Here is an 8,832-nt window from a genome sequence, read left to right on the forward strand (position 1 = left end):
AGAGAAACCTGCGATGCTGGAGGTAAACCTAAAAAATCAAAAAATATTGGCAAAAGCAGGTTCGATGGTTGCTTACATTGGAAATATCGATTTTAAAAGAGAAGGACTATTGAGCAAAGGTTTGGGTGGTTTGTTAAAGAAAGCCATATCTGGCGAAGGTACTTCGCTGATGCACGCCACTGGAACAGGTAAACTATATTTGGCGGATGAGGGCAAGAAAGTAAAGATCATCAAACTCCAAAACGAAGCGGTTTTTGTAAACGGTAATGATGTATTGGCTTTAGAAGACAATATTAAAAACGAAATAAAAATGCTAAAAAGCATTGCAGGGATGATGAGCGGTGGTTTATTTCAGGTTAAATTATCGGGCAGTGGCTATATTGCCATTACCACACATGGCGAACCTATTTTATTAAGGGTTACCGGCAATCAGCCTGTGTACACTGATCCTAATGCTACAGTAGCCTGGTCTGAAAACTTAACACCAAACATTAAAACCAATTTAACTTTCGGGTCTTTTATCGGAAGAGGAAGTGGCGAATCTTTCCAATTAGAATTTTTTGGCGAGGGATGGGTTTTGGTACAGCCTTATGAAGAGGTGAAATACGCGGCGAAATCTTAATGGTCGAATCGTCATCTCGACCGCAGCGTTCCAAAGGAACTCCTTTGGAGGAGAGATCTTTATGACAAGGTCTCTCTGCATGTGTTAATCAGGTATTGCGCTTCTTTCAGCAGAATATTTATCCACTTTTTTGGAAAGCACATACAGAAGCATTTGGGGTTAGGTAGTCCTGCCATTCGCTTTATCCCGACTTTACGTCGGGATGTTCGCTGCTGTCAGGTTTAGGCGGCGCGGCCATTCATCCTATTTAGGGCTGCAGGGTGCAAAAACTATGACTTAATAGGCTATCCTCTTATTTGCAAGAGGGGATTGGTACAGCCTTACGAAGAGGTGAAGTACGCAGCGAAATCTTAATGTTATGTTTGGTTTGCTGGGAAACAAACCAAGGCACCAGTAAATGCGAAGGGCGTCATGCTGAATTTATTTCAGCATCTTTATTGCAGTTAAGACCCTGAAATAAATTCAGGGTGACGATTCAGAAGGTATAAAAAACAAAAATCCCGACATTGATAAATGCCGGGATTTAATATTTTGATTTAATATTTTCTGTTTAAACACCGCCCATTACGGTTAATTTATCCATTGTTGGATTTACACTTCCACCCATAGGCTCTATAGTTACAGCAAAAGCCTGTGCTTCCTGAATGGTCTGCATTTTTACCAATGCCTCGTTATTAGTCGAATCCGTTTTGCCGAATACGCCTAAACTTACCGGTTTGCCGTTTACCAAAGCCCATAACTGATATTGATGTGCTGCATCGGTTTTTGGTAAATCCATAGCTACATAGTTGATCAGCACACTTTTATCTTTTTTGTTCCAGTAAACTTTCATTTTCGAGCTCGGGCTAAAAGCCTGACCAGCCATTCTGATGGTTGCCCATTCTTTGCTGTCGGCCATTGCAGCCATATTATCTAAACCCTGGTTTTCAAATTCTAACTTGCTTACTACGCCAGCAAATTTTTGTTTATCCAGGTTCAAACTCGCAATTTGGTCGTGTGCGGCATTTAGCTTGTTATAGGTAATAAACAATGCCGCGGTACTTACTACCAATAAAGCTATACAAGCAACTAAGGCGTAACGTAAAGTTCTTACTTTGGCATCACTTCCATCTAAACGTATAATTCTTGGTTCTTCAGTATAAATTGGTTCGGGTTGAATATTCACATGCTCTTCAGCTTCACTTAACCCCAACTTTTCGAATAATCTTGTTTCTACATCTGCAGATGGTTCTACAGCATTTTGCATAGCATATTGCTCCATAGCTTGCTCAATAGCAGCTATTTCATCTCTTACCTCAGGGTGTTGAGATGCCATTTCCTCAACCTGCAACGCTTCTTCGGGTGATAAATCACCTAAAACGTACAGCTCAAGTACTCCAGATTCGATATATGCTTTTAAATTTTCCACGCTCAATTAAAATTCCTTCTCAATTCAATAATAGCCAACCGGATCCGGGTTTTCACCGTACCTAATGGCAAATCTAACTTTTCTGCGGCTTCCACATGGGTGAAACCCTTGTAATAAACTAAATCAAGAACTGCTTGTAAATCCGGTTTAAGGTTCTCTACAAGTTGTTTAACTCCAAGAATATCAGGATTAAACGTTACCTTGTTTTGTTCATCAACGAAACTTACGTTATTTTCTATATCTTGGTTTTTGAGTGAATTCTTAAAGTCTTTAGAACGTAGTTTGTCAATCGATAAATTGCGGGCAATGTTCATCATCCACGTAAACAAACGTCCTTTGGTATTGTCATAGTGTGCAGCAGACTGCCAGATTTTTACAAAAGTTTCTTGTAGTACATCTTCAGCAAGCTCTGTATGGGTGATAATGCGCGAAATAACGCCATAAAGCGCTGACGAATACATGCTGTACAGTGTTTTCAGAACCGCGGGATCTTTCGATTGCAGTGCTTGAACAAGTTCAGGCTCAGTTAGGGTTAATTTTTTTAATGCAGTCACTATTGGTTACTAAGATACAATACAGAACAGTAAAAGCAAAAAAATGTTTTAGAAAGGCACTCCAGGAAGGAGTGCAACTTTTAAAGCGTTGTTAACCCTGCGTTGCCAGTAAATTAAGCAATCCCCTCAATTGGAAAAAGGTGTTTTTCTGCATGATAAGATGAACGTACCAGCGGGCCGCTTTCTACATACTTTAAACCTTTTGCTAAACCAGCTTCTTTATACATCGCGAAAGTATCCGGATGGATCCAGTCTACAACAGGGTGGTGATTACGTGTAGGTTGTAAGTATTGCCCTAAGGTTAAGATATGCACACCATTTGCAACTAAATCGTCCATGGCTTCGAAAATATCTTCTTCGGTTTCGCCTAAACCGAGCATAATACCTGTTTTTGTTCTTAAACCAAATTCAGAAATTCTTTTTAAAGCCTCTAAACTTCTGTCGTATTTAGCCTGGATCCGCACTTGTTTGGTTAAACGCTTAACCGTTTCCATATTGTGCGAAACTACTTCTGGTCTTTCTTCCAATACGCGGTATAAATTATCCCACTGGCCTTTAAAATCGGGGATTAAGGTTTCTAAAGTAGTAATTGGACTTTCTCTGCGGATAGCCTGTAAGGTTTCTGCCCAGATGATTGAGCCGCCATCTTTTAAATCATCGCGATCTACCGAAGTAATTACACAATGTTTAACGCCCATTAATCTTACCGAATCGGCAATGCGGTTAGGCTCGTCAACATCAACTGCTAAAGGGCGGCCCGTGGCTACAGCACAGAAAGAACAGCTACGGGTACAGATGTTACCCAAAATCATGAATGTTGCCGTGCCTGCACCCCAACATTCGCCCATATTAGGACAATTTCCGCTTTCGCAGATGGTATGGAGCTTGTGCGTATCTACTAAACTGCGAACTTGTGCATATTCTTTACCAACGGGTAATTTTACACGTAACCAATCTGGTTTACGTTTTACTTCAGTTACAGCAGGTACTACCGGTAAATCAATCATGGTACAAAGTTAATGAATAGGATTGAAATGTTACAATGCAGAAATGTTTGAAGGTTGTAATAATTGGGGTGATTGTTAATTGCGGGTTGGCTAACTTGCGAAGTCTGGCCGGGCAGGGGCGGAGCTAGACTTCGCAAGTTTAGCAAGGACCTGCTTGTGGTGTCAGATATTTCTATCTGACACCACAGAAGTAATTAAATCACATTCATTTCGAACGTGATCTGTTGTTTATTTTCCTTAAAGCCAAGCCGCTCGTAAAATTTGTGGCTTTCGGTGCGTTTGATGTTACACCTTACTTTTAGTTTTTTTACTTGATGCTTTTTCGCCCAAATGTTTACATTTTCGATCAACTGCTTCCCGATTTTTAGGTTTCGGTAATTTTCATCGACAATTAAGCCTCCAATTTCGATAAATGGTTCAGATTCTATCCTTAAGGTATAAAAACCGTGAATCCAGCCTACTACTTCGCCATCAACTAAAGCAACAAATGCGCAGTTTTCGTTACTGTTATTTATGCGTTTAATTCTGGCTGATGTTTGCTTGATGTCACTTTCGTAACCCAGTTGTGTAGAAAGTGTGGCTACGCTTTCGGCATCTTTTTCCGAAATTTCTCTGATCTGAACCATTTTTTACTGATGTTTTGATAGATGAAGCTAAAATTAAAGATTAAATTTTGTTTTTACCGTCAGATGATAACATCTGACAGCACACCACATGCCAGGCCAACTTGCGAAGTCTCACAAGGGCAGACGCTGACGGACTTCGCAAGTTAGCGACGGTTTTTCAAGCCAAAAGCACAGAAATAGCCAAGCTAAACCCTATTGAAGCGGCAGCCTGAGCCCCTTCGGCGAAGCTACAGCGGAAAGAGGGACTGCTGTACCCGATGAGCAGTAATGCACCTTTTCTAGTGTTTGAGAAAAATAAACACTATAAATAATTTTTTTTACTGTCAGATGGTAACATCTGACAGCGCGGATACTGCACGGAACCTGTTTATAAATGTTAGTTAAAAATCATAAGCGAAACATTGCAACTTTTAACGTTTTAACTTTCTAACTTAATATTACATTTGCAATATGAATACTGGCTTACAGCTTTATAATACGCTTTCGCGCAAAAAAGAACTTTTTCTACCCTTAAATGCACCCAATGTTGGAATGTATGTTTGCGGTCCTACTGTTTATAGTGATGTGCACTTGGGCAATTGCCGCACGTTTATATCTTTCGATTTAATTTTCAGGTACCTTAAATATGCTGGTTATAAGGTGCGTTATGTGCGTAATATTACAGACGCAGGTCACTTAGAGGGCGATAGGGATGAGGGCGACGATAAGTTTGCAAAACGTGCAAAATTAGAGCAGCTTGAGCCAATGGAAATTGTACAGAAGTACACTTTAGGTTTCCATGATGTAATGCGCATGTTCAACACGTTGCCGCCAAGTATCGAACCTACCGCTACAGGGCACATTATTGAGCAGATCGAAATGATTAAAGTAATTATAGCTAACGGTTACGGTTATGAGATTGATGGCAATGTGTACTTTGATGTAGAAAAATATAGCAAGGAATATAATTATACCWTTTTAACCAACCGCAATCTTGAAGACATGCTGAACAATACCCGCGAACTGGGTGGACAGGATGAGAAACGTGGAAGGTTAGACTTTGCGCTTTGGATAAAAGCGAAACCAGAAACCCTGATGCAATGGCAATCGCCATGGGGCATGGGTTTTCCGGGCTGGCATATCGAATGTTCGGCCATGAGTGCTAAATATTTGGGCGCCGAATTTGATATTCATGGTGGTGGAATGGATTTGGCGGCAACACACCATACCAACGAAATTGCACAATCTGAGGCTTGCAGCCATAAACAGCCTGCCCGCTATTGGATGCATACCAATATGCTTACCGTAAACGGTACGCGGATGTCTAAATCGGCCGGCAATGGTTTTCTTCCTTTAGAGTTATTTACGGGTGATCACGCTTTATTGAAAAAAGGCTTTAGCCCGATGACGGTTAAGTTTTTCATGTTGCAGGCACACTACCGCAGTACATTGGATTTCTCGAATGAAGCTTTAGATGCTTCGGAAAAAGGATTCCGCCGCTTAATGGCTGCTATTGGTTTGTTAGATAAGTTAACGGTTTCTGAACAGAACGATTTCGATATCGATGCATTGAAAGAGAAATGCATCCATGCGATGAATGACGATTTTAACAGCCCGATTTTAATTGCCGAACTGTTTGAAGCGGTAAGGATTATCAATACCGTTTACGATGGTAAGGGCAAAATCTCTGCAGAAGCATTAGAAAAGTTGAAGCAATTGGTTAACGATTTCGTATTCGATATATTAGGACTGAAAGATGAAGATGCCGGAGGTAACGACTTAAATGGCGTTCTGGATATGGTGATTAACTTAAGGACTGAAGCAAAAGCGAATAAAGATTACGCCACTTCCGATCGTATCCGTATTGGCTTGCAAGAGCTGGGAATCCAGCTTAAAGACGGCAAAGAGGGAACGACTTGGAGTAAAGCGTAGTTAGTCCTGAGTCTACATTCCAAAGTCACAAGTCGATTTTAACAATGAGAAAAATTGGTTTAGTAGGCGGCATTAGCTGGGTATCTACTATAGATTACTACCGTTTTATAAATGAGGGTGTAAATGAGCGTTTGGGTGGGTTAAATTTCGCTGAATGTTTAATTTATTCCCTTAATTTTGGCGATGTTCAGGATAAAACCTGGGAAGGATCGTTTGATCTTTTGCTCAATGCTTGCGAAAGCTTAAAACGAAGTGGGGCAGAAGCAATTGTACTCTGCGCCAATACTGCACATCTTTTTGCCGATCAGCTACAAGAAAAAATAGCTTTGCCAATTATCCATATCGGTACCGAAACTGCTAAAGCCATAAATGTTACTGGAATTAAAAATATAGGACTCCTGGGGACCGTATTTACCATGGAAAAGGACTTTTATGTAAAAAAGTTCGAAGACCATGGATTACGTGTTTTAATGCCTTCAAAGAAAGAAACCCGCGATTATATACAGTTTACCCTTAAAGAAGAATTAGGTAGAGGTGTGATATTGGAAGAAACCAGGGCACAGTATATCCAGATAATTAATGATCTGATCAAGGAAGGAGCTGAGGGGGTAATTCTGGGATGTACCGAAATTCCAATGTTGATTAGTCAGGATGATTTTGATATTCCCGTTTTTGATACTACTAAAATCCATTGCGAGGCCATTGTGGATTATATGCTTTCGTAACTATTCATTCATTTATTGCGCGTTCAAAGGGCGATGAGTTAAGGGCAGGAAAACAAACCTCATAGGTTTTTAGGCTCATCAAGAAATCCGTCCCCCTTTGAAGGGGGCAGGGGGATGAGGAAGATCACATTTAATTTTAAAGATGAATAAAACAGCAAATTGTTTGCTATATTCATTTTTCGACTTTTTACTGCTAAGAAAAGGTTTAAGATATCATGGATAACAATCACTATAATTCTAAATTAAAAACTTTTGCGAGAGGACATCGAAATGATAGTACCAAAGCAGAGATAAGAATGTGGTGTGAATTGTTGAGGAATAAAAAAATGCTGGGATATTCTTTCTTAAGACAGCGACCGATCGCGAATTATATTGCGGATTTTTTCTCAAAGGATTTAAAGTTGGTTATCGAGGTTGATGGCCTTAGTCATGAGTGGGAGGGACAATTTGAAAAAGACAAAGCACGCGAAGATATTTTAAAAGTATTGGGTTTTCATGTTCTGAGGTTTAGCGATGATGAGGTAATGAACGATATCGAGAATGTAGATAGGACAATTCAGCAATATATTGTAGAATGGGAGCAAGATCATCCCCGGATCCTTTGAAATGAAAGATTTTTGCAAGATCATCCCCCCGCCCCCTTCAAAGGGGGAATGGACTATTCTCTAGCATTTAATTCGTCCCCCTTTGAAGGGGGGATGAGAGATAATTACACTACTTCAAACAATTTTCCGTTACATTAAACAATGAATAAAAAACTTTTATTACTGCCTTTATTCGCTTTAATTGCATTTCAGGCTTGTAGGAATAAAACAAACCAAAATGCTGATGAAAATGGAGAAAAGGCACTGCCTTTAGTTTCTCCAGATTTTAATGCCGATAGTGCTTATGCCTATACCAAGGCTCAGGTAGATTTTGGGCCACGGATTCCTGGAACAGCAGCGCACCAAAAATGCGCCGATTATTTAGTGGCTAAACTCAAATCGTTCGGCGCCGATGTAACTGTTCAGGGGGAGAAAACACAAACTTATGATGGCAAAAACTTTCAGTTGAAAAATATTGTTGCCGCGTTTAATCCAGATCAAAAAAAGAGGGTTTTAATTACGGCACACTGGGATGCCCGGCCGTTTTCTGATCAGGATACCGACCCTGCAAATCATGCGAAACCTTTCGATGCGGCAAATGATGGTGCGAGTGGGGTGGCGGTGATTTTGGAAATGGCACGTCAGATTCAGAAGAAACAGCCAGATGTTGGAGTCGATTTTGTATTGTGGGATTTAGAAGATTATGGCAAGGCCAATGATGAAACACCCGATGAAACTACATGGTGTTTAGGCTCTCAATACTGGGCTAAAAAAGCAATCGCGGCAGGATATAAAGCTTTGTACGGCATTAATCTTGATATGGTTGGCGGCGGTAGCGCGCAGTTTACGCAGGATGAAATCTCCCGTCAGGCTGCTCCAAACGTAGTAAACAAGGTTTGGGAAATTGGTAATGCTTCTTACTTTACGAAAATTCCGAGCGGAAAATTGGTTGATGATCATTTTTGGATGAACAAAGCAGGTGTTCCTTCTATCGATATTATCCATTACAACGATAATAGTGGTTTTTATATCAATTGGCACACGCAATTGGATAACTTGGCTAATATTGATAAAAATACATTGAAGGCCGCCGGGCAAACTGTTTTAGAAACCATTTATAGAGAAAAATAAGTAGCCTTAATGTGTAATTGTTAATTACTTTTAAGGCCATACATTAAAGAAAATTTTATATTCGCCAAACAATATTATCTTAATTAATAATGAAACAATTATTTTCAACTGCAATAGCTTCGCTTTTAGCCCTAGGTGCTTTTGCCCAAAAAAGCGACGGAACAACCAAATCTCTAGTAAATGCTGAGAAGGATTTTGCTAAGTCGATTGCCAAAAATGGAGATAAAGAAGCTTTTATAGACTATTCATCAACGAGCACTTTAG

General features: G+C 40.0%; 9 protein-coding genes. 5 read left to right on the forward strand and 4 right to left on the reverse strand.

Translation table 11 applies throughout. From position 1 onward, the window contains the following. Positions 1-622 (forward strand): AIM24 family protein (locus AC1DND_RS11620; protein WP_477581763.1); only part of this gene is annotated, 622 nt, incomplete at its 5' end. 550 nt (positions 623-1,172) lie between these two features. Here AC1DND_RS11620 and AC1DND_RS11625 read toward each other — a convergent pair. The 4 genes from AC1DND_RS11625 to AC1DND_RS11640 all read right to left on the reverse strand — a co-directional run bounded on the left by AC1DND_RS11625 (position 1,173) and on the right by AC1DND_RS11640 (position 4,217). Then, positions 1,173-2,030 carry an anti-sigma factor gene (locus AC1DND_RS11625; RefSeq protein ID WP_477581765.1) on the reverse strand — a complete coding sequence of 286 codons (858 nt, stop codon included), beginning with the start codon at positions 2,028-2,030 and terminating at the stop codon, positions 1,173-1,175. Between the two features lie 2 nt (positions 2,031-2,032). Next, positions 2,033-2,584 carry an RNA polymerase sigma factor gene (locus AC1DND_RS11630; protein ID WP_131027860.1) on the reverse strand — a complete coding sequence of 184 codons (552 nt, stop codon included), beginning with the start codon at positions 2,582-2,584 and terminating at the stop codon, positions 2,033-2,035. A gap of 113 nt (positions 2,585-2,697) precedes the next feature. Further along, complete coding sequence (lipA, locus tag AC1DND_RS11635) at positions 2,698-3,591, reverse strand: lipoyl synthase (protein ID WP_029278501.1); 894 nt, start codon at positions 3,589-3,591, stop codon at positions 2,698-2,700. Positions 3,592-3,785: 194 nt separating this feature from the next. Beyond that, complete coding sequence (locus AC1DND_RS11640; RefSeq protein ID WP_477581767.1) at positions 3,786-4,217, reverse strand: GNAT family N-acetyltransferase; 432 nt, start codon at positions 4,215-4,217, stop codon at positions 3,786-3,788. Between the two features lie 450 nt (positions 4,218-4,667). On the opposite strand from AC1DND_RS11640, the gene cysS reads away from it, so the two are divergent. The 4 genes from cysS to AC1DND_RS11660 all read left to right on the forward strand — a co-directional run bounded on the left by cysS (position 4,668) and on the right by AC1DND_RS11660 (position 8,568). Beyond that, entirely contained in the window at positions 4,668-6,128 is a 1,461-nt protein-coding gene (gene cysS / locus AC1DND_RS11645) for a cysteine--tRNA ligase (RefSeq protein WP_477581769.1), read from the forward strand. A gap of 44 nt (positions 6,129-6,172) precedes the next feature. Next, complete coding sequence (locus tag AC1DND_RS11650; RefSeq protein WP_477581771.1) at positions 6,173-6,853, forward strand: aspartate/glutamate racemase family protein; 681 nt, start codon at positions 6,173-6,175, stop codon at positions 6,851-6,853. A 215-nt stretch (positions 6,854-7,068) separates the two neighbouring features. Then, positions 7,069-7,458 carry an endonuclease domain-containing protein gene (locus AC1DND_RS11655; RefSeq protein WP_477581773.1) on the forward strand — a complete coding sequence of 130 codons (390 nt, stop codon included), beginning with the start codon at positions 7,069-7,071 and terminating at the stop codon, positions 7,456-7,458. A 141-nt stretch (positions 7,459-7,599) separates the two neighbouring features. Beyond that, entirely contained in the window at positions 7,600-8,568 is a 969-nt protein-coding gene (locus AC1DND_RS11660) for a M28 family peptidase (protein ID WP_477581775.1), read from the forward strand. Positions 8,569-8,832 lie beyond the last annotated feature (264 nt).

Source organism: Pedobacter sp. 01N416 (genome assembly GCF_056399685.1).